The sequence below is a fragment of the Aeromonas mytilicola subsp. aquatica genome (assembly GCF_044336385.1).
In the GTDB taxonomy this organism is placed as follows: Bacteria; Pseudomonadota; Gammaproteobacteria; order Enterobacterales; family Aeromonadaceae; genus Aeromonas; species Aeromonas rivipollensis.
This window is the reverse complement of the sequence record NZ_CP172298.1, coordinates 3,164,682-3,189,289: the sequence shown is the minus strand read 5'-3', so window position 1 is coordinate 3,189,289 and position 24,608 is coordinate 3,164,682. Positions and strand designations below refer to the sequence as shown.

Below are 24,608 nucleotides of genomic sequence, written 5' to 3'. Positions count from 1 at the left end.
CGGCCGGGCAGGGCGCCGGCGGGCGCCCTTGTCAGGGCAGAGGGGACACGGGTAAGGGTGCCTGCTCTCAGTTGCGGTAGAGCACCTTGATGAGGTGGAAGCCGAACTTGGTGCGCACCGGCCCCAGCACGGTCAGCAGTTCCCCCTTGAAGACGGCATCGTCGAAGGACTTGACCATGTCCCCCTTGGAGAACTCCCCCAGATCGCCGCTGCGCTTGGCGGAGGCGCAGGTGGAGAAGCGCTTGGCCATCTGGCCGAAGTCGGCACCCTTGGCGAGTTTTTCCTTGATCTCGAGACACTCTTTCTCGGTCTTGACCAGGATGTGCTGGGCACAGGCTTTTTTCATCGGAACGTTCCTCGGCGAGGGTAAAGGGGGCGCAAGGGTACTCCAATTCGGCGCGCGCGTCAGCCACGCCGGCGGCACATCAGCCGCGGGTATGGGTCGCCAGACGTGCCCTGGGGCGAGACTGCCACAGTATCTCCAGTCCCAGCAGGGCGTAGAGGCTCCAGATGGCCAGGGGATTGAGCCAGTCGCCACCGAGCTGCAGGGTGAGCAGGGCGCCGCCGACCAGCAGAAAGGCTATCCCGGGCAGGCGCCAGTGGGCCGGCAGCGGCGCCAGTATGGCCAGCCCCAGCAGCAGGGCGAGACCGAAGGGCAGGTTGAGGGCGGTGAAGGCCAGGGCCTGCTGGCCGTTCATGCCGGTCAACAGGGCCAGCAGGGCACTGCAACAGGCCAGGAAGGTGACGAATTCGAGTCTGTCGGCTATGTAGTCAGCCAGTTGTTCGCTACGTAAGGGCATGGGATCTCTCCTGCGATTGATGACATCAGTGTGGGGCAGGGAAGGAAGCAGTGGCAGCGGGATAAATCGATTGGATTGAACGAAGCTTTAGTGCCACCTATTCAAGTTGTTGATTTAAACTTATTTTCCTGTTCAATAGCAGGATATGGCAATGGGGGCCCCAGACGATGATGTCAAGCCTGCCAGGGCATCCGGGGTCTCAAGGCCCGGGGCCGTCCGACAGGGGCTGTCGCGTGGCGAGCACTGCAGCGCCGCGGGCTGCGACGGGAATGAACCGCTGGCATCGGACTTGAGTGCCGCTTTTTTGTACGCCCCTTGCCGGGAGAGTGCGCACTTTCCCCCGCTGGCGGGCTGTTTTCCCTGTCAGACCTCAGTGAAAGCCGGCCCCGGAAGAGGACGCCAGCCCCGGGGGAGAGGGGGATTTCGCGACTGCGGTTATGCTAGGATGAGCCGCGCTCGCCTGGGGTGAGCCCCATTATCATTCTAAATCGAACAGTTTTTTACTTATGTTATTCGGGGAAATTGACGTTTGACAGGATGCCATCCTATTTTGCCTGCCGGGTTCAGCTCACCCGGGCGAACCGGTCGCCGTGGGCTCGGTACCTTGCTGCTCGCCCTCTGTCTGTGGCTGCTGGTGACCCCCGCCATGGCGGCCAAGCTGACCTATCAGATCAAGGGCATCAAGGGGGAGCAGAAGGATAACGTCGAGGCCTACCTCAATGCCCTGCCGGTCTACCAGGAGCGTCAGTATCGTCCCGCCCGCGCCAAGATCACCGAGAGCGTGCAAAAAGCTCTGCAGGTTTATGGCTACTACCAGCCGAAGGTAACCCTCAAGCGCGACAAGAAATCCCCCGCCAAGGTGGTGATCGAGATAGCGCGGGGGGAGCCAGTGCTCATCTCGCGCCTCGATATCCTGCTGGAAGGGGAGGCGGGCAGCGACGAGGTCTACAGCGAGCTGCTGGACAAGCTGCCCCTGAAGGAGGGGGATCCCCTCAACCACGGCAAGTATGAGTCCATCAAGGCGGATCTCGGCAGCCTGGGGCTGGCGCGGGGCTACTTTGACGCCAAGATCAGCAAGAGCCAGGTGAAGGTCTTCCCGGATCAGGGCAAGGCCGAGATCTATATCCTGTTCCGCTCCGGTCCCCGCTATCACTTCGGCGAGATCCACTACGATGCGACGCCGGAGGCCCTGCGCCTCATCCGGCCGCTCATCAACATCAAGAGTGGCGACCCCTATCTGGCGATCCGGCTGGCCGAGATGTCCCAGGACGTCTCCTCCACCAAGCTGTTCAAGCAGGTGGACATCAAACCCATGATCAGCCAGGCCGAGGGCAATCGGGTGCCGGTGCAGGTGACCCTCTCGAACCGGGTCGACCACGAGATCGAAACCGGTATCGGCTATGCCACCGACGTGGGGCCGCGCCTGAGTGCCACCTGGGAGAAGCCCTGGGTCAACCGCTATGGCCACAGCCTCTCCAGCACCGCCAAGGTCTCGGCTCCGGAGGCGGAGCTCAGTTTCGATTACCAGATCCCGGTCGGTAACCCGCTGCGGGACTACTACTCCCTGCAGGCCGGTTACCAGTACACAGACAACAACGATACCCGATCCGATCTGGCCACCTTGGGGGTGCACCGCTGGAAGCGGCGGCCGGAGAGCTGGGACAGGGACGTCTTCATCCGGCTGGAGAACGAGCGCTATGTGCAGGGCAACGACGAGGGGAACAGTCTGCTGCTGATCCCCGGGGTCTCCTGGTCGCGGTTGCGGGTGCGTGGCGGCCTGGTGCCGGACTGGGGGGATCGTCAGCAACTGACGACAGAATTCTCCAGCCCTTACTGGGGCTCGGACATCAACTTCATGCGGGTGTGGGGGCGCAGCAAGTGGCTGCGCACCCTGGGGGAGGATCACCGCTTCCTGATGCGGGTCGAGCAGGGGGCCATCATAGGGGATGACTTCTCGCTGGTTCCCCCCTCCCTGCGTTTCTTCACCGGTGGCGATCAGACCATACGTGGCTACGGCTATGAGACGGTCTCGCCGAAGGACGAGGATGGCAAGCTCACCGGCGGGCGCTACACCAGCGTGGGCAGCCTGGAGTACAACTACCGCTTCAGCGACAAGTGGCTCGGCGCCCTGTTCGTGGATGGCGGCACCGCCACCGTCGACTACAGCGAGGCCTGGAAGATAGGCACCGGGGTCGGGGTGCGCTGGGTGACGCCCATAGGTCAGGTCAGGCTGGATCTGGCGGTGGCCATCTCCGAGGAGGACAAGCCGTTGCGGCTGCATTTCGCGCTGGGGCCTGAATTATGATCCGGTTTGAACCCACTCATCCTCTTTGTTCTCTCTCCTGGCCGCTGCGGCTGCCTCTTTCTCGGGGGTCTGCGCTGTGATCTGGGTAAAGCGTATTTTCTTGTGGCTCATGGGGCTCTTCTTCCTGCTGCTCATCGGTGTCAGCCTGCTGGGCTTTACCCATCAGGGCAACAAGTGGCTGTGGCAGCAGGCCAGGGGGGCGCTGCCTTCCCTCAAGGGGGAGCTGGTGGCGGGCCAGCTCGGCTATGGCTGGACCCTGGAAGGGGTCGGCTGGCAGGACGAACTGGTGGATGTCACCGTCGAGCGGGCCGTGCTGGACTGGGATCTCGGCAAGCTGCTGCAGGGCAAGCTCTGGATCAAATCCCTGACGGTCACCCACCCTGTGGTGAAGGTCGCCGACGCTGAGCCTGTGCCAGAAGAGCCCACCGAGCCCTTCGTCTGGCGCCCGTTGCCACTGCGCATCCAGGTGGACAGCCTCAAGGTGACGGATCTGGATCTGGCCGTCCCCGGGGTGGGGGTGACCCTCAAGGATCTGGAGATAGGCGCCACCCTGGATCGCAAGGGGCTCATAGTGCGCGGGCCCGTGCTCGATGGCCTGAACGTGACCCTGGCCGAGGCCCCTCTTGCCGACGAGGCAGCCAAGCCGGCCGCCAAGGCGAAGCCAGAGGCGGCAGCCCCCATAGCGCTGCCCGAGATCAGCCTGCCATTCCCAATCCAGCTGGAAGGCCTGGCGGCGACCCGGGTGCGCTATCAGCAGGGGGAGCTCATCGAGGGGCTCGACAAGTTGCTGCTGTCGGCCCGCGCTCAGGATGCGCGCATCGACGTGCGGGAGCTCTCCTTGCGCCACGCCATGGCGGATCTGGCGCTCAAGGGCCATGTCACTCTGACCTCGGATTATCCCCTCGCCCTGACCCTGGAGGCCAAGGCGCGCAAGGGGTTGCTGGACGGCGAGCTCAAGGGGGAGCAGGCGAACCTGACCCTGGATGGCTCCGTGGGCAAGCTGGGGCTGTTGCTCAAGGCCAAGGGGCCGGTGAGCGCCAACCTCAAGGGGACGCTGGCGACGCTGGATCCCGACTTGCCCTTCGATCTGGCGCTGGACTGGAAGAGCCTCGGCTGGCCGCTGCACAAACCAGCCAAAGACGAACCCAGCTACCGGCTTGACAAGGGCAGCCTGAGCGCCAAGGGCAAGCTCTCGGGCTACCAGTTTGCACTCAAGACCGCCGGCAAGGGCACGGATCTGCCCCCCTTCAAGCTGGCGCTCTCGGGCAAGGGGGATCTCGGCCAACTGAGCCGTGTCGAGCTGCTGCTGGGTGCCCTGAAGGGGGAACTCAAGCTCGATGGCAAGCTGGCGTGGCGCAAGGGCGTCCAGTGGCAGGGGACCACAGAGTTCAAGGAGATCAACCCGGCCGAGCTGGTGCCCGAGATCAAGGGCAAGCTGGCGGGCAAGATAGCCAGCCGCTTCGAACTTGACGAGGCGGGCCATTGGCAGCTGGCGCTGCCGGAGCTCAAGGTCGAGGGCAAGCTCAACCAGTATCCCTTGGCGCTCAAAGGCGCCCTCAGCGGCAACGACAAGATGGAGTGGACCATCCCGGCCCTGGCGCTGCAAAGCGGCCCCAACCAGTTGCAGGCCAAGGGGGCGCTCACCGCCCAGGCCTGGAAGCTGGATGCGCAGATAGATGCCCCCAAGCTTGGCGGCATCTACCCCGGCCTTGGTGGCGACCTTAAAGGGCAGGTGCGTCTTAGCGGCAGCCAGCAGGCGCCGAGGGTGAATGCGGATCTGGTCTCGAGCCGCCTCTCCTATGCCGGAACCGTGCTGAAGGAGACTGTCATCAAGGGCAACGCCCTGGTGGGGGACAAGCCGGCCGGCGAGCTGGCTCTGACGGTGGCGAGCCTGGTGCAGGGGACGACGACGCTCTCCCAGATAGCCCTGAACCTGAGCGGCGATCTCGACCGCCACGGGCTCACCTTGACCATGAAGGGGGATCCGGTGGCCGCCGATCTGAGCCTGAATGGCAGCCTGCGCGGGGATCGCTGGCGCGGCGCCCTCTCTGAGCTGAAGGTGAAGACCCCGTTCAAACGCTGGACGCTGGCCGCTCCCTGGTCCCTGGATCTGGACTTGCCCAGACAGCAGCTGACCATGGGGGATCTCTGCCTGGGTTCCCAGGGGGCCAGCCTCTGCGTCAAGGGCAGCCAGGTCTCCGCCGCCCAGGGTAGCCTGGAGTTTGCCCTGAACGAATTCGATCTCAAGCGGCTGCGCCCCTGGTTGCCGGACAACTTCCGCTGGCAGGCGGTGCTGTCGGCCGACGGCCGCGCCAGCTGGCGCGGCAATCAGCCGACCCTGCATGCCAGGGTGAGCACCACGCCGGGTACTTTGGTGGCCGACGAGATCAAGACGGAGTACCAGCGCCTGGAGCTCGGGGTCGATTTCGAACGCCAGCAGGCCGCCATCCGGCTCGATTTCGCCTCCAGGCAGATAGGCAACATAGACACAGATCTGCTGATAAAGGAGCCTGCGGGTCGTGGCCTGCTGTCGGGGCAGCTCAAGTTTGACGACCTCAAGCTGGCGACCTTTGCCCCCCTGATCCCGGAGGTGCGCTCCCTGCAGGGCTTCATCTCGGCGGATGCCCGCTTCGATGGCACCCTGGCCGCGCCCCTGCTGTACGGTGAGCTGAACCTGCTGGAGGGGGAGGTGCAGACCCACTCCGACATGGTGACGCTCTCCAAGCTGGTGACCCGCCTCAAGATAAACGGCAACCGGGCCGAACTCGACGGCTCCATGCTGGTTGGCAAGGGGCCGCTCGCGCTGGGGGGATGGCTGAGCTGGGCCAAGCTGCCGGTGACCGGCAGCCTCACCATCAAGGGCAAGGACCTGGAAGCCCAGTACCCGGGTATGGGTCGGGTCAAGGTGACACCTGACATCGCCATCTCCCTGGGGGAGGAGACCAAGGTGAGCGGTCAGGTGGACATCCCCTGGTCGCGCATCCTGGTCAAGACATTGCCGGAGAGTGCTGTGGCGGTCTCAGATGACGTGACCGTCATCTATGACGATCTGCCGCCTGTGCCCAAGACGGCGCCCCTGCCGATGGAGATCAAGCTCGCCATCCGGCTCGGTGACGATGTCCGGCTGGAGGCCATGGGGCTCAAGACCAAGGTGACGGGGGCGCTCGGCATTCGCCAAGAGCCCTCCAAGCCGCTGTCGGGCAATGGTCAGCTGGAGCTCAAGGATGGGCGCTTCAAGGCCTACGGTCAGAACCTCATCATCAAGGAGGGGCGGATCCTCTTCTCCGGCCCCATCGACCAGCCCTATCTCAACATAGAGACCTACCGGGATCCCGACACCATAGAGGACAACGTCACCGTCGGGGTCCGGGTGACGGGGCCGGCGGCCAAGCCGAAGATCACCGTCTATTCCGAGCCGCAGATGGCGCAGTCCGAGCAGCTCTCTTATCTGCTGAGGGGCAAGGGGTTGCAGACCAGTGGCGAGGATGGCGGCTTCAACGGCCTGCTGGTGGCGGGGGCGGTGAGTCAGGCGAGTGGCGTTGTCTCCAGTATCGGGGAGTCCCTTGGCATGAGCGATGTGGCCCTCGACACCGCAGGGAGCGGTGACGACACCCAGGTGACCCTGTCGGCCTACCTGCTGCCCGGCCTGCAGTTCCAGTACGGCGTCGGGGTGTTCAGCCCCATCGCCGAGTTCAAGCTGCGCTACGAGCTGATGCCCAGACTCTATCTGCAGGCCATGAGCGGGGTGGCCCAGGCGGTAGACATCTTCTATCGCTTCACCCTGTGAAGGGGATGAGCACGAAAACGGGAGGCCTTGGCCTCCCGTTTTTCATGGTGCTGTCTGGCGGGGGGAGAGCGAGATGGCCCGGAAAAGCAAAAACCCGGCGCCAGGCCGGGTTTTCTGAATGATGGTGGAGGGAGAAGGATTCGAACCTTCGAAGGCAGAGCCGTCAGATTTACAGTCTGATCCCTTTGGCCGCTCGGGAACCCCTCCACGGGGTATGACCTGATTGTTGCACTTGAATGGTGGAGGGAGAAGGATTCGAACCTTCGAAGGCAGAGCCGTCAGATTTACAGTCTGATCCCTTTGGCCGCTCGGGAACCCCTCCCCAAGTGCGAGCCGCATACTAACAGATCTGTCGCGCTTGTGAACCCCTTGGCAGGGATTTTTAATGCTTAAAGGATTGGGTTGACGGCCGATAAACAATGAAACCCTCATTTCCAAGATTTATCCCATGCTGCCCAGTGCCATTCGTGATCGCCTGCTCGTCGATGAAGCCCAGTTGGGCCAGCGGCTCAACCAGGATCTCCGCCAGGGGGACAGGGCCGACTTCAGGCTGCACCTGGCGCTCTTGACCGACGCGGTCGAGGAGCAACCCTGGTTTGGGGCCGCTCCGGCGGCGGCACCGCAAGCGCAGGCATGGCGCAGTCGTTTCGGTTTGATGCCCCAAGCCGATTTGCAGGGCGAGCCGGGGGACGCCGACGCCTGGGCACTCAACGAGCGGCTGCAGCAGGGGGGCTGCATGGCTGATGTGCGGCTCTGGCTGGCGCTGCGATCCCCAGCGCTGGTCAACCGGACACCGGCGCTGGATCCCGCCGTGTATGACAACCTGTCGGCGCTCGGGCGCGAACGCTGGCAGGGCAAGCTGGCCTCCCAGCCCAGAGGGGAGGATCCCTTGCTGATGCTGCCGTTGCTCGATGATCTGACGCGGGGGGTGGATGCTCGCTTGCGCTGGCTGGCCTGATGCCAGAGGCGCAGGGAGAAGATGCAAAAAGGCGGGATGACCCGCCTTTTTGCGCAATGTATGGGATAACCGGGATCAGGCGTCGGCTTCGTCCACCTCGGGAACGTCCTTGCCTACGACAGCCGCGCGGCGGGCGAGGGGTTTCTCGATATGGCGATTGAGCTGACGCTCCAGCTTCTGGCCCAGATCCGTGATGGCGGCATACAGATCCTCGTGCTCTGCCTGCGCAAACAACTTGCCGTTGGGAATGCCGGCGGTGGCTTCGACGATATACATCAAACGCTCTTTGGAGATGATCACATGGGGTGTGATAAGAGGCACCTGAAGACGCTCGAGCTTTTCAAAACGGGATTCAATGCGCTCGCGGATGGCTGGGGTAATGTCGATGATTTTACTGGTCATTTCGATTTTCATATTGGCCCCCTTCGGGTCGTCTTGCTTGTGTCTTCACCCTCAGATTACCCATGTGGCCGGATAGAAATGTGATTCGTATCACAAAATATCCCCTTGGTGATCCGGCAATCCCTAAATTGTGAGCTTTTCCCGTTTCATGCCAAAAACCGCTTGAGCTCAGCGAAACGGGCAGGCAGTATGCGCGAATAGGATCGTTTCTGTCCCCCCTTGGCAGCGCCTTGTGTCGACCCGATGTCTGGTTTTCACCGCTCAGTCTCGCATTTTCTCTACCCACATCGTTTATCGCATCGCAAAAGGATTGCCATGCGCCGGTGGAGATATGCGCACAAACGGATATGCTTTTCTGCATGTGTCGGGGTGGATAACGTGGTTGTAGTGTTGGAGTCGTAAATGAAGCAACAAGCCACCCAGATGATGTGGTTTTATGATCGGCAGCATGAGCAGTGGAGTCTGTCTGATCATCTCTCTTGCCAGCCCTGGCAAGGAGAAGGGGCTCATCCCTGGGCCAGCCAACTGGCGCCAGAAGATGAGTCCGGTTTCGCCGATTTTCTCGCAAGACTCCACCATTCGGGCCAGCCCGGCCAGTTCATCGGTCACCTCTGCGATGAGGCAGGCACAGTGCATCACGTGCTCTGGTACGGCCAATATGTGCCGGCCCAGCAGCTCTGCTGCGGCTGGCTGGCGCCCCTGGAGATGGCTCACAACGCCGCTAGCCGCGTCGAGCCGCCTGCCAGTCTGGCCCCGCCGCTTCCCCTGCTGCAAGCCCCCTTGCTGGCCCAGCTGGCGCAGGCGCTCTCCGCGAGGACGGGCCTCGATTTCTGCCATACCCTGGTCAACGAGCTTGCCCATATCCTGGGGGCCAACGCTGTCTGGCTGACGGAGCGGGTGGGCCTTGACCGGCTCAGGGTGCTGGCGAGCCACGGCATCGACTTCAAGGAGTACGCCCTGGCAGACATGCCCTGCCAGCAGCTCTATCGGGGCGCCGCCAGTGCGACCCCCATCAGCGAACCCCTGACCGGCTGCACCTGCCTGCCCCCGGGCCAGCACTACTATGCCCAGCCCCTGCTGGATCGCAGTGGCCAGATCCTGGGCCATCTCGCCCTGCTGTTCCCGAACCAGACCCAGACTGCCGATCTGGGATCCGTGCTGACCATCTTCTCGGTGCGCATGGTGGCCGAGCTGGAGCGCCTGCAGAGCGACGCTCTGATGCGGCTCTCTGCGGTGGCGTTCGAGACGCATGAAGGCATCATCATCACGGATCCGGACTTCAAGATCCTGAGGGTCAACTACGCCTTCAGCCAGATCACCGGCTTCGACAGCCAGGGGGTGATAGGCCTGCACCTTGGCAACGACCTCTGGTCCGGGCTCGGGGGGCTCGGCTATGAGCTCAACGCCCTGGATCGCTGGCAGGGTGAGACCCTGCGACTGCACGCCGACGGTCATGTCTATCCCCAGTGGGAAATCGTCACGCCGGTGCAGGATGACAAGGGGGGGATCAGCCACTACGTCATCTTCTTCGAGGATATCTCCGAGCGTAAGGCGGCGGAGCGCCGCATCCAGGATCTCGCCTATTACGACGAGCTGACCGGTTTGCCCAATCGCCGCCAGCTCCACGAGACCCTGGCCCAGGCGTTCAGCGAGGCGAGCCGCGAGCACCTGATCGGCGCTTTGCTGTTCATCGACCTCGATCACTTCAAGACCATCAACGACTCCCTCGGTCATGCCACCGGCGACTGGCTGCTCAAGGAGGTGGCCAACCGCCTCAAGCGGCTGGTGCGGCAGGGGGATTGTCTGGCCCGGCTCGGCGGCGACGAGTTCGTGTTGCTGCTGCCCGGCCTCTCCATCAGCCCGCCCCAGGCGGAGATGCAGGCCGATCTCATCGCCGAGCGGCTCATCGGCGAGATTGCCGCCCCTTACAGTCACGGGGGCCAGGTGCTGCACATCGGTGCCAGCGTCGGCATCACGCTCTTCCCCGGAAGGGAGCAGGAGGCCGGGGATCTGCTCAAGCAGGCCGACACCGCCATGTATCAGGCCAAGTCGGCGGGCCGCAAGACCCGGCGTTTCTTCGATGCCTCCATGCAGTTGCAGGCGGACAGGCGTCTGCTCATCCACAACGAGCTGCGCAGCGCCCTCAACAATCAGGAGCTGACCCTCCACTATCAGCCCCAGCACATGGTCGAAGGGGGAGACATCATAGGGGTGGAGGCGCTGATCCGCTGGCAGCCTCCGGGCCGTGCCCTGGTCTCTCCCGCCGAGTTCATCCCCATCGCCGAGGAGACGGATCTCATCGTCGACATCGGCAACTGGGTGTTGCATGAGGCCTGTACCCAATATGTCTCCTGGGAGGAGAACGGGATCCACGTGCCCCAGCTGTCGGTCAACGTCAGTGCCAAGCAGTTCCATGCCCACGATTTCGTCGATCGCATTCACGATGTGCTGGCCGCCACCGGCATGGATCCCTCCTGCCTGAACCTGGAGATCACCGAGTCAGTGGTGCTCGGTCATGCGGAGGACACCATCAGCAAGATGGCCGAGCTCAAGACCCTTGGCATCAGCTTCGCCATCGACGATTTCGGCGCGGGCTACTCCTCCCTGAGCTACCTCAAGCGGCTGCCCGCCGATGAACTCAAGATCGACAGATCCTTCATCCAGGACATCCCCAAGGATGGCGACAACATGGCCATAGTGGAGGCGGTGATCGCCATGGCCCGTCACATGGGATTCAACGTGACGGCCGAGGGGGTGGAGTCTCGCCAGCAGCTGGAATTCCTGCAGGCGCAGGGCTGCCATTTCTTCCAGGGCTATCTCGCCTCCAAGCCGCTGCCCGTGCCCTATCTGGAGCGCTACATCAGCCGCCTGACCCGCCATGATCGCGCCGCCCCTGCCGACAAAAATAGTGTGGCGTAGCGCCCATCTTTAACGGGTAGAATGAAGGTATCTCACCATCGCCAGCGGGCGGTGGTTATGCCTCTTCTTAAGGGAGAATGCCTTTCGTGAAAGCCGTGCAGGGAATCATCTTTTCGGCGATGTGCGTGCCAGGGCTTGTGGCACCCGTCTTTGCGCAAACCATGGAGCAGTCCCTCTATCGCGAGGGTTATGATGCTGTGCGTGCCAATGATCAGGAGCGTTTCCAGCAGATCCGCGCCCGTCTCAACCATTATCCGCTGCTGCCCTATCTGGATTACTACCAGCTGGCGTTCCGGCCCGGAGCGGCAGATTACAACGACGTGACCCGCTTCATCCGCCAGCACGGGGATACCCCCCAGTCCAACCGTCTGGAGCGCAGCTACCTCACCTATCTGGCCCAGAGCCAGCAGTGGTCCCAGTTCCTGCGCTTCTACCCGGCCAAGCCGAACTCCACCGATCTGCTCTGCATGCACTACCAGGCCCGCTATTACACCGGGCACAAGAGCGAGGCCCTGCAGGAAGCGGGCAAGCTCTGGCTGACTGGCCAGTCCAGGCCAGATGCCTGCGATCCCCTGTTCCAGCTCTGGCAGCAGGCGGGCCTGCGCACCCAGGATAAGATCTGGCAGCGGATGAACCTGGCCTTCGAGGCGCAGAACCCCAATCTCATCCGCCACCTCGGCGCCCAGCTGGGGGGCAGTCTGAAACCCTATGGGGATCAGATGATAGCCCTGTTTGATCAACCGGCCAGGGCGATGAACCCGGCCTCCTTCTCGACGGCGCCGCAGTCAAGGCAACTGCTCTCCCTCGGGCTGGCCCGCTATGCCAACGAGCAACCCGAGCCCGCCCTGCGTCAATTGGGGGATATGAAGCGTCGCTTCGGTCTGAACCAGGCCGAAGTCGCTCGGGTGGAGCGGGCCGCCGCCCGCCGCCTGCTGCTTGACAGATCCCTCGCCCAGCGCAGCTGGCTGGATGCAACCCTGGTGCGGATGAAGGATGCCGAGCTGGTGGAGCTGCGGGCACGCCTCGCCATCTGGGAGCAGGATTGGCGTGGCCTCGAAGGCTGGGTCAAGCGGATGCCCATGGCACTGCAGAAGGAGGATCGCTGGCGCTACTGGCTGGCGCGTTCCCTGGAGGTGCAGGGCCGGCAAAAACCGGCGCGGGAGCTCTATCTCGAGACCGCCAACCTGCGCGGCTTCTATGGCTTCATGGCGGCGCAGCGCACCGGGGTGCCCTATCGCATCAAGAACCAGAGCGTGGGGCACAAGGTGCCGGACTGGCGTACCGCCAGCAGCCGCTGGCCTTTCCTGGTGCGGGTGCGTGAGCTGCTGGCGATGAACGAGATCACGGCGGCGCGCTCTGAGTGGATCCACAACATGGATCGCAATCCTGTGGCCCAGCGCCTGGAGTTCGGTCATATTGCCCTCAACCAGGGCTGGCACGAGCTGGCGATCCTCTCCAGCATCCGGGCCGAGGCCTGGGATGCGATCGACTTGCGCTTCCCCTTGCCCCTCAAGCGCACCTTCTCCCAGATGGCGCAGGAGCGCACCATGAACACCAGCCTGCTCTACGCCATCTCCCGTCAGGAGAGCGCCCTCTATCCGCTGGCGCAGTCGCCGGTCGGGGCGCGTGGCCTGATGCAGCTGATGCCGGCGACTGCCAAGGAGACGGCCGCCAAGCTGGGGGTACCCTATCGCAATGAGCAGCAGCTGTTCGATCCCACCATGAACATCCGCCTCGGCAGCGCCTACCTCAAGCGGCTGCTGGACGTCTATGACGGCAACCGTATCCTGGCGGCGGCGGCCTACAATGCGGGCCCCGGCAGGGTCAAGCGCTGGCGGGATCAGAGCACCAACAAGCCGATGGATGTCTGGGTGGAGAGCATCCCCTATAGAGAGACGCGCAACTACGTCCAGAACGTGCTCTCCTTCGATCTCATCTACCAGCACAAGCTGCAGCAGCCTCTGCGTTTCATGTCGGAACGCGAGCTCAATCACGCCTATTGAGGACAGAGGCAGTCGCGTCAGTGACTGCCTCCCATTCTTGCCTCAGAATGGTTATCATCCCTTAAGCTTTGTTACAAAAGGAAACCTGTCAGGTGATCGGGCGCCGCGTCTTGGTCTGACTGGTTCGATATAATGCCCGATCAACACAGACAGGCTTCCCCAACAAAGGAATTGAGAGTGGCAACGATCAAAGACGTATCTCAGCTGGCGAATGTGTCCATTTCGACGGTGTCGCGAGTCATCAACAACACGGCGCAGGTTGCACCCGAGAAGCGCGAGGCCGTGCTCGCGGCCATGAAGGAGCTGAGTTTCCGTCCAAACAGCTTCGCCCAGGCCCTGGTCAGCAAACGTTCCAACTGCATCGGCGTCCTGGTTGGGGATCTCTGTGGTGGCCCCTTCTTCGCCCAGATGATGCGTGGCATCGAGAGCATGGTCGACAAGGCGAACAAGTTCACCATAGTGGTCTCCGGCAACCACGATGCGGCCCGGGAGCGTCACGCCATCCAGGCGCTGCTGCAACGCCAGTGTGACGCCCTGATCCTGCACAGCAAGGCGCTGCCGGACGAGGAGCTGAGCGAGCTGGCGTCGGGATCCACCCCCATCGTCTTCATCAATCGTCAGGTGCCGGGCTGCGAGGAGCGCTGCGTCTGGCTCGACAACCAGGCGGGCATCACCACGGCCTGTCAGCACCTGCTGGACGCAGGGCACAGCCGGATCGCCTTCATCACCTCGGATGACGAGGAGTTCGTCGATGGCCAGCAGCGGATGGCTGGTTATCGCTTCGCCCTGCAACGGGCCGGCATCGAGCTGGATCCCGCCCTCATCGGTCGCGCCTTTGCCGACGAGAAGGGAGGCTATGTGGCCATGAGCGAGCTGCTGGAGCGCGGCGTTCCCTTCACGGCCGTGCTGGGCTTCAACGATGCCATGGTGGCGGGGGCCATCTCCTGCCTGCTAGAGCGGGGCTACAAGATACCGCAGCAGGTCTCTGTGGTCGGTTTCGATGACATCCCCTATGCCCGTTACATCTATCCCAAGCTCACCACTGTGCGTTATCCCATCGAGGAGATGGGAGAGCGGGCCGCCGAGCTCGCCTTGCGACTGCTGGATCACAAGCCGGTAGAGGGCCTGGCGCTCAAGTTTGAAGCTGAACTGGTGCGTCGGGAGTCCGTGGCCTGAGCCATGAGGTTGGCCCCAAGCGGGCCAGCTTTTTCGTCAAACATTGAAAGCGCTTTCAGAAATCCTTTTCAACTGTGATCCGCTTCAAAGCTTTTTGACCGCGCTGCCACTAGGATAGGCCCACGAATTAGGAGCGTGCGCTCCCGATTTTCCCGCTGTGGGAGGTAACCGGTTCATCCGGCTATTTCCTTCGTTACTTTCGACGGTCATCATGGATGGCCGTTTTTTTTTGTCAGGATTTTGCCAATGACGACCGAACATGAGTATCAGACGGGAATAGTGGGAGCAGGTTGGCTGGGGTTGCCCCTGGCCAGAGCGTTGCAGGCGCAGGGTCAATCCGTCGCCGTGACGGTCAGCTCCCTTGAGAAGGCCACCCGGTTGCGTGACGGGGGCATTGCGGCCTGGCCGCTCCTGCTGGCCCCGGACATGGCGGGTCCGCTGCCCTTTCGCTGCCGTGATCTGGTGATCTGCGTGCCCCCCAGCAAGACCGAGGACTACCCGGCGTCGGTGGCACGGCTGTGCCAGCTGGCCAGGGAGGCAGGGGTTGGCAAGGTGCTCTTTATCAGCGCGACCTCTGTGTGGGCGCCAGGGCAGGGGGAGGATGAGATCCCGCGCCCGGCCAGCGCCAGGGGAGAGCGGATGCGGGCGGCAGAGCGGGCGGTCCAGGAGGGCGGCTTCGCCTGCGCCATGGTACTGCGCCCGGCCGGTCTCTACGGTCCGGACAGGCATCCCGGGCGCTTCCTCGCGGGCAAGACGCTGGCGGGGGGAGGGCAGGCGGTGAACCTGGTGCATCTGGACGACGTGGTGGCAGCCTGCCAGCTGATGCTGGCGGCGGGGCGGGAGGGAGACGTCTACAACCTGAGCGCCCCGGTACATCCGCGCCGGGAGCAGCTCTATCCCTTCGCGAGCCGTCTGCTCGGGCTGGCGCCCCCGCAGTTCATCGAGCCCGCAGGCGTCTTTGCACCCATAGAGGGACAGCGCATCTGCCAGCGACTGGGTTTCGTCTACCGCTGGCCGGATCCGGCCCATTGGTTTGCCGAGCAGGCCACCTTGCAAGGCTGAGTCAGAATGGGCTTCAACCTGGTCTTCTTTGCATGGGGTTGGGCACGGGAGCCACGTGCGGCGCGGGTTAGCTCGGCAATTGAGGTTTGCCAAGGGCGGGATCGCCCCCTATCATGCCGCCATCCATATAGAGAGAGCGGTAATGATGGAAGAGACAAAGCGTCATCCCGATGGGGAACTGTTGCTGAGAACCCTGGCGATGCCAGCCGATACCAACCCCAATGGCGATATCTTCGGGGGGTGGATCATGTCCCAGATGGATATAGGTGGGGGCATCATGGCCAAGGAGCTGGCAAAAGGACGCATCTGTACCGTCTCGGTGGAGGGCATGACCTTCCACAGTCCGGTCAAGGTGGGCGACGTGGTGTGTTGCTATGGTCGCTGCCTGAAGGTCGGGCGCAGCTCCATGCGCCTCAAGCTGGAGGTCTGGGTCAAGCCGGTGCTGCGGGAGAATGAAGCCCAGCGTTACTGCGTGACGGAAGGGGTCTTTACTTACGTGGCCATCGACGATCAGGGCAAATCCCGTCCCGTTCCGGTCTGAATCTGCTCAGATGAGCCGGGCGTTGATGATGGATATTTCCTGCTCAAGCCCGGTTTTTTGCCGTATCATGCGTTCCAGCATCTCTTCCGAACCGACGCACTGATCCGTGTCGAACAGGCAGAGATCGCACTGGGGATCCCGTCTGATCTGATAGACGGTGGAAAGCTCCACTTGATGACAGGTTCCTTGTTGATCATAAAATGTCACGCGGTACTGGTGCTGTCTCGCCATTGCGGGGTCCCTCATGGATGAGTCGGGCCGGACACGAATAATGAGACTAGTCGGCGTCCATGAGCTCTGTGAGGATCATGGCGCCTTGCAGAGGCAGGTGATTGTTAGCCAATGAAAAATAGTTATCGGATTCTGGGGACTTCCCTGCTGACGCTGGGACTGGTTGGCTGTTTCGAGGTGCCGGATCAGGATCACCTGGTCACGGCGGCGGGCATAGTGCCCGGCGTCGATTGCCAGAAGCCCCCCCTGGTGGCGCTGGCCACCACCGCCTTGCCCCGCGAGTTTGGCATCACCGTCTGGAATCTCTACAAGGGGCAGCGCAAGAACTGGCGCGAAGGGCTGGACGAATATGCCAAGTCCCAGGATCTGGTGCTGCTGCAAGAGTCGGCGACCCGGCCCGAGATGCTGCAATGGCTGCGTGCCGGCGACTTCCAGTGGCAGCAGTTGCAGGCGTTCACCCAGGGTGGTGTCTCCTTCGGTGTCATGACGGTGGCCAAGACGCCGCAGGCCTTCGTCTGTGGCGTGCGCTCCCCCGAGCCGCTGCTGCGCATCCCCAAGTCCGGTCTGGTGAGCCTCTACCCCTTGCAGGGGGATCCTGACGGCGTGCTGGTGGTCAACCTGCATGCGGTCAACTTCGAGCTGGGGATGGCCACCTTCCGCGAACAGCTCAACGATCTGACCGCGCTGATCCATCGTCATCAGGGCCCAGTCATCCTGGGGGGAGACTTCAATACCTGGAGCGACAAGCGCGAGTTCTGGCTGAACAAGCTGGTCGGCGAGCTTGGCCTGCAGGAGGCCATCCCTGTGCCCGACTTGCGCCGTACCGCCTTCGGCCGCCCGCTGGATCACCTCTACTACCGCAACCTGGACCTGGTGGAGGTGAGCTCACCGGCTACCGATGCCTCGGATCACAATCCCATCATGGCGCGGTTCGCGGCCCAGGCCATCACCCCCTGAGGTTTGATGGATTGCAGGTAAAAAAATACCCCGCATTCGCGGGGTATTTTTTTATGCGGTGATAAGCAATCAGCTGTTGTTCTTCACGAACAGGGTCAGCTCCTGCCCCGGCTTGAGGTAGTCGGTCTTGCCGAGCTGATTCCAGCGCATCACGTCGTTGACGGCGACCTGGAAGCGGGCGGCGATGGAGGAGAGGGAATCCCCGCGACGCACCTGATAGACCATGGATTTGTTGCTGCCTTTGCCCTGCTTGGGCCAAACCACCAGCTTCATGCCCGGTTTCAGGGCTGACTTGGCGCTCAAACCGTTCCACTTGGCCAGATCGGCGTGGGTCACCCCGTGGGCCTGGCTGATGCTCCACAGATTGTCGCCCGAACGCACCTGATACTGGATCTTGCTGCCACTGCGGCTGGCCAGCTGCTGCGGCTTGCTGCGGGTGACCTGGCTCGTGGTGCCGCCATTGGGGATCACCAGGCTCTGACCACGGCGCAGATTGTTGCCGCGCAAATTGTTGGCCAGCTTGAGCTGCTGCACGCTCACCCCGTGATTCTGGGCGATGCGGGAGAGGGTATCGCCGCTGGTGACCTGATAGGAGCGCACACCACGGCTACGTTCACGCTGAGGCAGATCGGCCAGGGCCAGCTCCAGGGTGTCGGCGTACTCGATGGGTACCAACAGGTTGTAGGGGCCTCGCGGCGAGGTCATGCCACGCTTGAGTGCGGGATTGAGGGCCTTGAGCTGGGAAGCGGAGACGCCTGCCAGCTGAGCCGCCACGTTCAGATCGATCTGGCCACCGGTGTTGATGGTCCGCAACTGCGGCTTGTTGGCCAGCACCGGCAGGGTGACATTGTATTTGTCCGCATTGCGGATCATGTCGGCCATGGCCAGGATCTTGGGCACATACATCCGGGTCTCGCGGGGCAGGTCCAGCGACCAGTAATCGGTCGGCCGACCAGCCTTCTGATTGCGGATGATGGCGTTGCGTACCCGGCCTTCGCCGGCATTGTAAGCGGCCAGCGTCTGCAGCCAGTCACCGTCGAAGAAACGGTTCAGGTACTCCAGGTAGTCCAGTGCGGCATTGGTGGACGCCAATACATCGCGGCGGCCGTCATACCAGTTGTCGTGGCGCAGGCCGAAGTTCTTGCCGGTCGCAGGAACGAACTGCCAAAGACCCACCGCATTGCTGCGGGAGCGGGCATTGGGATCGAACATGCTCTCGATCATGGGGATGGTAATAAGCTCCATTGGCAGCTCACGCCGTTCGATTTCCTCTACCATCAGATACAGGTAGGGCTCAGCCCGGCTGGCAATGGTCGCCATATGCTTATCATTACGCAGTAACCAATCACGCTGCTGGCGGACACGAGCATTTTCGTGCGAGTCCAGCTGCATATCATCGCTGATACGCACCCACAGGTTATCCGTGTCATCCAGTTCTTCAATCTGTTCATCGCCGAACAGGAAGCGCGCTGAATGTTTTTTGTATGTTTTCTTGCTGACTTGGGGGGATTTGATCGGCTCGATTGCCGTTACCGCCCGGTCATCCTGATGGCTCAGGTTTTGACAGCCGCTGAGAAACAGCGCCGCCAATAAGGCCGTTCGTAGCTTCATCTCGCTCAGGTCATCTCTTGAAAAACAGCTCGCATCATAAGGGGCAATGGCCCCCTGATCAAGGTTTGTTCAAAAAACGTCCTTCCAGCCCCTCAGTACGGTGAAGGTATCCTCTGGATTTTCCAAGCATTTAAGGGCGTATTTCTCAGCAGAAAATTTCACTGAGTCCTCATTGCAGCGCAGAAAAACATTGAAATGCCGCTCATCCCCCAGGCGTGAGGGGAGACTCGGCAAGCCCTGCTGACGCAGCTTGCTGATCACCCCGATCCGCCGCTGGATCGCCAGGTTGTCCGGCTCGACCGCGTGGGCGAAACGCAGGTTGGAGAGGGTGTATTCATGGGCACAATAGAGGAGGGTGTCATCGGGCAGGGCCGCGAGCCGCTGCAGGGATCCGTACATCTGGGCAGGGCTGCCCTCGAACAGGCGGCCACAGCCGGCACTGAAGAGGGTATCACCACAAAACAGCATGCCATGGCCGTGATAGGCGATGTGGCCCAGGGTATGACCGGGGATGTGGAGGACATCCAGGCTCAGTCCGTGCCAGTTGATCTGATCGCCGTCATCGAGCCACTGGCCGTGATGATCCGGCATGGGGTCATGTTTGGGGCCATAGAGGCGGGCATGAGGGAAATGATGGAGCAGATCCGTGACGCCGCCCACATGGTCGCGATGATGGTGGGTCAGCAGTATGGCGTCGAGCTCAAGCCCGAGCGTCTCGAGCCGCTCCAGCACGGGGGTTGCCTCGCCCGGATCTACGACCAGGCAGTGATTTTCGTGTCGGATCAACCAGATGTAGTTGTCGCTGAAGGCGGGAACTGTGATGACGCTATACATGGGTCGGCTTCTCTTTGTGTTCTCTTTGTGGAAGGGATCTTATATAACAAGATGGCATTCGCACCCCGGATTGGTCCCATTATGCAGCTGGCACGTACCGAACAACAGATCGCGATCCCGACCAGCTGGTCGGCTCTGCCCATGGGTGACTGGGTGGCGGCCGAGATCCAGGAGCGGCTCGACAACTGGTGCCCTCATCTGTTTGGCTACCATCTGCTGAAAATTGGCGCCCTGAGCGCCGAGCTCTCCTGCGGCAGTTCCACCATTCGCCACCAGCTGGGTGTCGCCCCCGGCGGGCGTCTGCTGGATATCAAGGGCGATCCCCTTGCCTTGCCGATCCGCACCGCCAGCGTGGATGCCTGCCTGCTCGCCCACTGCCTCGACTTTTCACCGGATCCCCACCAGGTGCTGCGTGAAGCCGAGCGGGTGCTGACCGATGACGGCTGGCTCATCGTCAGTGGCTACAACCCCACCAGCCTGGTCGGCCTGGGTCATTACCTGCCCTTCATGCGACAGCACCTGCCCTGGTCGGCGCGCATGTTCACCCCGGCCCGGGTGACCGACTGGTTGCAACTGCTGGGATGCGAGGTGATGTTTGACGATCGCTTCGGCTTCTCCTTCATGGGGAAGCAGAGCCGGATCGGCTGGTGGCGGGAGAGCCTGGGGCGGGATTACTGCAGAGCCTTTGCCTCTGTCTATGTGATAGCCGCCCGCAAGCGGCGTTTCCCCGTCACTCCGGTGCGCCGCCGCTGGCGCCTGCCGGAGTCGATGGCGGCGCCTGGCATGGCGCGCCAGGGCTGGTGACGAGGGTGTCCCGGCAGACCGCTTGCCGTTCCCTTCATTAATAGAGACGCTTCGGCCTGCCTGGCATCTCAGGGCTGGTAACCCGTGTCTTCGGCGAGCTGCTTGCCGCTGGCGGCATCCCGGGCCAGCACGTCGCAGCGTTCGTTTTCCGGGTGACCTGAGTGACCCTTGACCCAGAGCCATTCGATCTGGTGGCGCGCCACTTCCGCATCCAGCGCCTGCCAGAGATCGACGTTCTTGACCGGCTGCCGATTTGAGGTCATCCAGCCTTTCTTCTTCCAGCCGATGATCCACTGGGTGATCCCCTGGCGCACATACTGGCTGTCGGTGGTCAGGCGAACCTGGCAGGGTTCGTTCAGGGTGCGCAGTCCCATGATGGCGGCCATCAGCTCCATCCGGTTGTTGGTGGTCAGCCGATAGCCCCCTGCCAACTCCTTGCGGTGCTTGCCATAGACCATGACGGCGCCATAGCCGCCGGGGCCCGGATTGCCGAGGCAGGAACCATCCGTATACAAATCAATCTTTTTTAGCATGTGTCTTGGGGTAAACTAGCGAATAAAACCGAAGTTTGACATGGATTCGATCATGAGCACACCCCAACTGAATCGCCAGATCATTCTGGATACTGAAACCACAGGTATGAACACGGCAGGCGGCCCCATCTATCAGGGTCACCGCATCATCGAGATCGGCTGTGTGGAGGTGATCAACCGCAAACTGACCGGCAACCATTTCCATGTCTACATCAAGCCGGATAGGCTGGTGGACCCCGAGGCCATCCAGGTGCACGGCATCACCGACGCCTTCCTGGCGGACAAGCCTTCCTTTAGCCAGATAGCCGACGACTTCATTGCCTTCATCCGCGGCGCCGAGCTCATCGCCCACAACGCCCCCTTCGACGTGAGCTTCATGGACTATGAGTTCAGCAAGCTCGGCCTCGGTTTCAAGACGGCGGACATCTGCGGCATCACGGATACCCTGGCGATGGCGCGGGATCTTTTCCCCGGCAAGCGCAACAACCTGGATGTGCTGTGCGATCGCTACGGCATCGACAACTCCCACCGTACCCTGCACGGAGCCTTGCTCGATGCGGAGATCCTGGCGGATGTCTACCTGCTGATGACGGGTGGCCAGACCAAGCTCAATCTGGCCAGCGAGAGCAACGAGAATGACAGCAACCAGGACACCGGGATCCGCCGGCTGGAGAGCAACCGGGCTCCCCTCAAGGTGGTGCGCGCCAGCGACGAGGTGGTCGCCGTCCATGAGGCCAGGCTGGATCTGGTGCAGAAGAAAGGGGGAGCCTGCCTGTGGCGGCAATGAGTTCGCTCTGGGGGGGCCTGCTGCTGCTGACCTCCCTCTCCGGCATGGCCAACGAGGTGTTTGCCCCCTCTGACATTCCGCTGCTCGACAACCGCTTTCGCATCGATTACGGGGTCAAGGAGATCACCTTCATCATCAAGCGCAAGCCGGGCACGCCGTCGGTGATCCTGGTGCGGCCGGATGGCAGCAAGCTCTATGTGGGCAAGGTGACGCCGCCGGATGTGGGCTGGCTGACGCAGCAGGATCAGGATCTCATCACGGTGCGCAACCCCATGCCGGGCCCCTGGCAGGCCATCGGCGAGGTGGACCCCGACAACAGGGTGCGCCTGCTCACCGACATCCGGCTCGAGAGCGAGCCGCTGCCGGCCCGCCTCTATCAGGGAGAGCGGGTCAAGCTGCAGTCCAGGTTGCTGATCGATGGAGCGGCGCCGGGGGCGGGCTACTACCTCTCCGATCTCGGCATGACGGTGAAGCTGCAACAGTTCAACGACGCCGCCCAGAGTGGGGAGCCCATCGTCGAGGAGACCCTTGGACATTATCTGGATGACGGCAAGGGGCTCGACGAGGTGCCCGGGGATGGCGTCCTGACCGCCGAGGCGGTGCTGGATGTGCCGGCAGGCAAGTATCGCGCCCTCTACAGCAGCGGCAATCAGGTGTTCTCCCGTGCCCAGTCCCAGCAAGTGCTGCTCTTCCCCTGGCCGCTGAGCTACACCCTGGATGCCCCTTCCGGCGACATTGGGGCCAGGCTCTCCTTGCTCATCGATGCCGACGAGCTGGATCCGGCCTCAGTGGTGATCCAGGGCAAGGCCATCGACAGCGCAGGGGTCAGCATGGCCTTCAATGCAGTGGCAACCGAGCCCCGCCTTGGGGTCGATCTCTCCGCCCTCAAGGCGGCGGGTCAGTACCGGGTGGAGGCGACCCTGTTTGGCACCACCCGGCTCGGCCGCGAGGTGCAACTGCAACTGCCGGTCAAGTCGTTCACCATACTGCCGCCACCGGCGCCCACCCCTTCAGCGGCATCTCCCACTTCGGCGGCGGTACCGACCCAGGCCAAGTTTGAGGAGCGGGAGAGCCCGGTCTGGTTGCCCTGGGCCCTGGGAGGCGGCGGCCTGCTGCTGCTCCTGCTGGGGGCGGGTGGCTTCATCCTGCTGCAAAAACGCCGCACCCTGCACAAGGCGATGGCGGCGCAGAAGGCACAAAGCGAGGCAGCGGCCCCGGCGGCGCAGGCGCCCAAGCTGGATCTCAATCTGCCAGAACAGTAGCCCGCGCTCAATGCAAAGAAGCCGCCCTGTGGGCGGCTTCTTCATGATGGCGAGGTAGCGTTCAGTGGACACCCCTATCTCAGTGGGCACCGATATAGATGTCCTTGTACTGTTCGCGGATCTCGAGGAACTTCTCCAGGTTGGCCAGCATCAGATCCACCAGCAGGGGATCGAAATGCTCTCCCTTCTCTGCTCTGATCAGCGCCAGTACCTGGTCCAGTGGCCAGGCCTGCTTGTAGCAGCGATCCGACCCCAGGGCATCGAACACGTCCGCCAGCGCGACTATGCGCCCCTCCAATGGGATGGCATCCCCTTTAAGTCCGCGGGGGTAGCCGGTGCCGTTCCACTTCTCGTGATGGTTGCCAGCTATGGTGGCCCCTATCTGGAACAGCGCGAGATCGCTGCCGGAGAGCATGTCCTGCCCCAGCTGGGCGTGGGTCTTCATGATCTCCCACTCATCCGGGGTGAGCTTGCCTGGCTTGTGTAGTATGGCATCCGGGATCCCCACCTTGCCGATGTCGTGCAGGGGAGAGGCGCGCTTGATGAGCTCGCACCTGTCTTCGTTCATGTCGAGCAACTGGCAGAACAGCTCGGTGTAGAGTGCCACCCGCTTGACGTGCAGGCCGGACTCCTTGGAGCGACTCTCCACCAGTTCGCCGATGCGGTAGATAATCTCGCGCTGGTTGTCGCCGATGACCTCGTTGAGCCGGATGTTCTCCAGCGCCACTATGATGTTCTCGGTGAACAGGCTCAGCAGGCCGGTATCCATCTGGCTGAGGGGGCGAGTGGTCTCGATGTGGAACAGCAGGTGGTGACGGGGGTTCTGGCAATAGAGCACCATCTGGTTGCCATCGTAGACGTTGGCGCCCTTGTCCATGGCGCAGCGCAGTATGGCTGGCGCCTCACTGAGGCGCAGGGCCGGGCCCTCGCTGAGCAGGGGTTCCAGCACCTGGTCCCGCACCTCGTAGGCCAGATGCTTCACATCATAGATCTGGGACTCTTCCAAGTTGAGCAGGGCGCTGAGCTGGGTCTGGGCCCCTTCGACGAACTGGCGCAGTGCCCGTTGCTCGAAGATCCCCTTGGAGGCCTCGATGACCTTTTCCAGCCCCTGGCGATTGCTCTCCAGAGTGCGAATGTCACGGTAGGAGCGCAGGCTGGCGCGCAGCAGGGTGCGCAGCTTCTGGGAGGTGAGCTCCGTCTTGTCCTTGTAGTCGTTGATGTCGTAGTTGGTGACGACGTCGTCTTCCGGGGCCTGACCGGGTTGGCCGGTCCGCAGCACTATGCGCACCATCTTGTTTTGCAGCTCGTCGCGCACGAACTTGACCACCTCCAGACCGGCGTGATCGGCTTCCATGACGACATCGAGCAGCAGCAGGGCGACATCCGGGGTGACGGCGAGCAGGGCCTTGGCTTCGGCGGCGGAATAGGCGTGCAGAAAATCGATGGGCTTGCCGTCGAATTCAAACTTGCTCAGAGTAATCTTGGTGATGCGATGCACCTCGGGTTCATCGTCCACTATCATCACCTTCCAGCCGGCGGGTCGCGGTGCTGTTTGGGGCAGGTCTTCATCGTCAATTATCAGGATTTGATCATCCATTACGCAATCCTGTGTGTGATCCTGTGCTTACCTTAACCG

At 62.5% G+C, this 24,608-nt stretch carries 20 protein-coding genes and 2 tRNA genes; 12 read left to right on the top strand and 10 right to left on the bottom strand.

Annotation, left to right across the window (positions count from 1 at the left end; all coding sequences use genetic code 11):
• Positions 1 to 67: 67 nt before the first annotated feature.
• Both ACFWHB_RS14515 and ACFWHB_RS14510 read right to left on the bottom strand, forming a co-directional pair.
• Positions 68 to 346 carry a peptidylprolyl isomerase gene (locus ACFWHB_RS14515; RefSeq protein ID WP_005325619.1) on the bottom strand — a complete coding sequence of 93 codons (279 nt, stop codon included), beginning with the start codon at positions 344 to 346 and terminating at the stop codon, positions 68 to 70.
• A 79-nt stretch (positions 347 to 425) separates the two neighbouring features.
• Positions 426 to 800, bottom strand: coding sequence for a hypothetical protein (locus ACFWHB_RS14510; RefSeq protein ID WP_163155948.1), 375 nt, complete (start codon positions 798 to 800; stop codon positions 426 to 428).
• 529 nt (positions 801 to 1,329) lie between these two features.
• Here ACFWHB_RS14510 and ACFWHB_RS14505 point away from each other — a divergent pair.
• Positions 1,330 to 3,105 carry an autotransporter assembly complex protein TamA gene (locus ACFWHB_RS14505; RefSeq protein WP_106887362.1) on the top strand — a complete coding sequence of 592 codons (1,776 nt, stop codon included), beginning with the start codon at positions 1,330 to 1,332 and terminating at the stop codon, positions 3,103 to 3,105.
• A gap of 76 nt (positions 3,106 to 3,181) precedes the next feature.
• Complete coding sequence (locus ACFWHB_RS14500; protein ID WP_395948725.1) at positions 3,182 to 6,892, top strand: autotransporter assembly complex protein TamB; 3,711 nt, start codon at positions 3,182 to 3,184, stop codon at positions 6,890 to 6,892.
• A 122-nt stretch (positions 6,893 to 7,014) separates the two neighbouring features.
• On the opposite strand, the gene ACFWHB_RS14495 is transcribed toward ACFWHB_RS14500, so the two are convergent.
• A tRNA-Tyr gene (locus ACFWHB_RS14495) sits at positions 7,015 to 7,099 on the bottom strand.
• A 30-nt stretch (positions 7,100 to 7,129) separates the two neighbouring features.
• Positions 7,130 to 7,214 (bottom strand) — tRNA-Tyr (locus tag ACFWHB_RS14490).
• A gap of 126 nt (positions 7,215 to 7,340) precedes the next feature.
• Here ACFWHB_RS14490 and ACFWHB_RS14485 point away from each other — a divergent pair.
• Entirely contained in the window at positions 7,341 to 7,850 is a 510-nt protein-coding gene (locus ACFWHB_RS14485) for a VC2046/SO_2500 family protein (protein WP_139745204.1), read from the top strand.
• A 75-nt stretch (positions 7,851 to 7,925) separates the two neighbouring features.
• Here ACFWHB_RS14485 and hpf read toward each other — a convergent pair whose 3' ends face one another.
• On the bottom strand, positions 7,926 to 8,264 hold the full coding sequence (hpf, locus tag ACFWHB_RS14480) for a ribosome hibernation-promoting factor, HPF/YfiA family (RefSeq protein WP_005325604.1): 339 nt from the start codon (positions 8,262 to 8,264) through the stop codon (positions 7,926 to 7,928).
• A 390-nt stretch (positions 8,265 to 8,654) separates the two neighbouring features.
• Between hpf and ACFWHB_RS14475 the strand changes: the two genes are divergently transcribed.
• The 5 genes from ACFWHB_RS14475 to yciA all read left to right on the top strand — a co-directional run bounded on the left by ACFWHB_RS14475 (position 8,655) and on the right by yciA (position 15,953).
• Positions 8,655 to 11,171 carry a putative bifunctional diguanylate cyclase/phosphodiesterase gene (locus ACFWHB_RS14475; protein WP_025326381.1) on the top strand — a complete coding sequence of 839 codons (2,517 nt, stop codon included), beginning with the start codon at positions 8,655 to 8,657 and terminating at the stop codon, positions 11,169 to 11,171.
• A gap of 86 nt (positions 11,172 to 11,257) precedes the next feature.
• Positions 11,258 to 13,174, top strand: coding sequence for a transglycosylase SLT domain-containing protein (locus tag ACFWHB_RS14470; protein WP_395948724.1), 1,917 nt, complete (start codon positions 11,258 to 11,260; stop codon positions 13,172 to 13,174).
• 177 nt (positions 13,175 to 13,351) lie between these two features.
• Positions 13,352 to 14,350, top strand: a complete 999-nt coding sequence (locus tag ACFWHB_RS14465; RefSeq protein ID WP_106887359.1) for a LacI family DNA-binding transcriptional regulator — start codon at positions 13,352 to 13,354, stop codon at positions 14,348 to 14,350.
• A gap of 246 nt (positions 14,351 to 14,596) precedes the next feature.
• Positions 14,597 to 15,412, top strand: coding sequence for an NAD-dependent epimerase/dehydratase family protein (locus tag ACFWHB_RS14460; RefSeq protein WP_395948723.1), 816 nt, complete (start codon positions 14,597 to 14,599; stop codon positions 15,410 to 15,412).
• A 142-nt stretch (positions 15,413 to 15,554) separates the two neighbouring features.
• The gene (gene yciA / locus ACFWHB_RS14455) at positions 15,555 to 15,953 is read left to right on the top strand and encodes an acyl-CoA thioester hydrolase YciA (protein ID WP_005325590.1); all 399 of its coding nucleotides are present in this window, start codon (positions 15,555 to 15,557) and stop codon (positions 15,951 to 15,953) included.
• A 6-nt stretch (positions 15,954 to 15,959) separates the two neighbouring features.
• On the opposite strand, the gene ACFWHB_RS14450 is transcribed toward yciA, so the two are convergent.
• Positions 15,960 to 16,184 (bottom strand): hypothetical protein, encoded by a 225-nt coding sequence (locus ACFWHB_RS14450; RefSeq protein ID WP_025326386.1) that lies wholly within the window; start codon positions 16,182 to 16,184, stop codon positions 15,960 to 15,962.
• A 111-nt stretch (positions 16,185 to 16,295) separates the two neighbouring features.
• Between ACFWHB_RS14450 and ACFWHB_RS14445 the strand changes: the two genes are divergently transcribed.
• A complete protein-coding gene (locus ACFWHB_RS14445; RefSeq protein ID WP_106887356.1) occupies positions 16,296 to 17,141 on the top strand; it encodes an endonuclease/exonuclease/phosphatase family protein in 846 nt (281 codons plus the stop codon).
• A gap of 69 nt (positions 17,142 to 17,210) precedes the next feature.
• Here ACFWHB_RS14445 and ACFWHB_RS14440 read toward each other — a convergent pair whose 3' ends face one another.
• Both ACFWHB_RS14440 and gloB read right to left on the bottom strand, forming a co-directional pair.
• A complete protein-coding gene (locus ACFWHB_RS14440) occupies positions 17,211 to 18,752 on the bottom strand; it encodes a LysM peptidoglycan-binding domain-containing protein (RefSeq protein ID WP_395948722.1) in 1,542 nt (513 codons plus the stop codon).
• A gap of 69 nt (positions 18,753 to 18,821) precedes the next feature.
• Positions 18,822 to 19,586, bottom strand: a complete 765-nt coding sequence (gloB, locus tag ACFWHB_RS14435; RefSeq protein WP_163138155.1) for a hydroxyacylglutathione hydrolase — start codon at positions 19,584 to 19,586, stop codon at positions 18,822 to 18,824.
• An 81-nt stretch (positions 19,587 to 19,667) separates the two neighbouring features.
• Here gloB and ACFWHB_RS14430 point away from each other — a divergent pair, with 81 nt between their 5' ends.
• Positions 19,668 to 20,390: a class I SAM-dependent methyltransferase gene (locus tag ACFWHB_RS14430; RefSeq protein ID WP_162520138.1), complete on the top strand. Its 723-nt coding sequence runs from the start codon at positions 19,668 to 19,670 to the stop codon at positions 20,388 to 20,390.
• Between the two features lie 68 nt (positions 20,391 to 20,458).
• Here ACFWHB_RS14430 and rnhA read toward each other — a convergent pair whose 3' ends face one another.
• Positions 20,459 to 20,923 carry a ribonuclease HI gene (gene rnhA, locus ACFWHB_RS14425; RefSeq protein ID WP_025326391.1) on the bottom strand — a complete coding sequence of 155 codons (465 nt, stop codon included), beginning with the start codon at positions 20,921 to 20,923 and terminating at the stop codon, positions 20,459 to 20,461.
• 52 nt (positions 20,924 to 20,975) lie between these two features.
• Between rnhA and dnaQ the strand changes: the two genes are divergently transcribed.
• The gene (gene dnaQ, locus ACFWHB_RS14420; RefSeq protein ID WP_111911321.1) at positions 20,976 to 21,710 is read left to right on the top strand and encodes a DNA polymerase III subunit epsilon; all 735 of its coding nucleotides are present in this window, start codon (positions 20,976 to 20,978) and stop codon (positions 21,708 to 21,710) included.
• Positions 21,707 to 22,972: a TIGR03503 family protein gene (locus ACFWHB_RS14415; RefSeq protein WP_395948721.1), complete on the top strand. Its 1,266-nt coding sequence runs from the start codon at positions 21,707 to 21,709 to the stop codon at positions 22,970 to 22,972. Before dnaQ ends, ACFWHB_RS14415 begins: the two co-directional genes overlap by 4 nt.
• Positions 22,973 to 23,051: 79 nt before the next feature.
• Here ACFWHB_RS14415 and ACFWHB_RS14410 read toward each other — a convergent pair whose 3' ends face one another.
• Entirely contained in the window at positions 23,052 to 24,569 is a 1,518-nt protein-coding gene (locus tag ACFWHB_RS14410; protein WP_111911325.1) for an HD domain-containing phosphohydrolase, read from the bottom strand.
• Positions 24,570 to 24,608: the final 39 nt, after the last annotated feature.

Excerpts from the sequence above, each read along its gene's own strand:
- rnhA (WP_025326391.1), bottom strand. The coding sequence starts at position 20,923 with ATGCTAAAAAAGATTGATTTGTATACGGATGGTTCCTGCCTCGGCAAT.
- dnaQ (WP_111911321.1), top strand. The coding sequence starts at position 20,976 with ATGAGCACACCCCAACTGAATCGCCAGATCATTCTGGATACTGAAACC.
- ACFWHB_RS14440 (WP_395948722.1), bottom strand. The coding sequence starts at position 18,752 with ATGAAGCTACGAACGGCCTTATTGGCGGCGCTGTTTCTCAGCGGCTGT.
- gloB (WP_163138155.1), bottom strand. The coding sequence starts at position 19,586 with ATGTATAGCGTCATCACAGTTCCCGCCTTCAGCGACAACTACATCTGG.
- ACFWHB_RS14415 (WP_395948721.1), top strand. The coding sequence starts at position 21,707 with ATGAGTTCGCTCTGGGGGGGCCTGCTGCTGCTGACCTCCCTCTCCGGC.
- ACFWHB_RS14450 (WP_025326386.1), bottom strand. The coding sequence starts at position 16,184 with ATGGCGAGACAGCACCAGTACCGCGTGACATTTTATGATCAACAAGGA.
- ACFWHB_RS14515 (WP_005325619.1), bottom strand. The coding sequence starts at position 346 with ATGAAAAAAGCCTGTGCCCAGCACATCCTGGTCAAGACCGAGAAAGAG.
- ACFWHB_RS14485 (WP_139745204.1), top strand. The coding sequence starts at position 7,341 with ATGCTGCCCAGTGCCATTCGTGATCGCCTGCTCGTCGATGAAGCCCAG.
- yciA (WP_005325590.1), top strand. The coding sequence starts at position 15,555 with ATGATGGAAGAGACAAAGCGTCATCCCGATGGGGAACTGTTGCTGAGA.
- ACFWHB_RS14510 (WP_163155948.1), bottom strand. The coding sequence starts at position 800 with ATGCCCTTACGTAGCGAACAACTGGCTGACTACATAGCCGACAGACTC.
- ACFWHB_RS14475 (WP_025326381.1), top strand. The coding sequence starts at position 8,655 with ATGAAGCAACAAGCCACCCAGATGATGTGGTTTTATGATCGGCAGCAT.
- ACFWHB_RS14410 (WP_111911325.1), bottom strand. The coding sequence starts at position 24,569 with ATGGATGATCAAATCCTGATAATTGACGATGAAGACCTGCCCCAAACA.
- ACFWHB_RS14445 (WP_106887356.1), top strand. The coding sequence starts at position 16,296 with ATGAAAAATAGTTATCGGATTCTGGGGACTTCCCTGCTGACGCTGGGA.
- ACFWHB_RS14430 (WP_162520138.1), top strand. The coding sequence starts at position 19,668 with ATGCAGCTGGCACGTACCGAACAACAGATCGCGATCCCGACCAGCTGG.
- hpf (WP_005325604.1), bottom strand. The coding sequence starts at position 8,264 with ATGAAAATCGAAATGACCAGTAAAATCATCGACATTACCCCAGCCATC.
- ACFWHB_RS14460 (WP_395948723.1), top strand. The coding sequence starts at position 14,597 with ATGACGACCGAACATGAGTATCAGACGGGAATAGTGGGAGCAGGTTGG.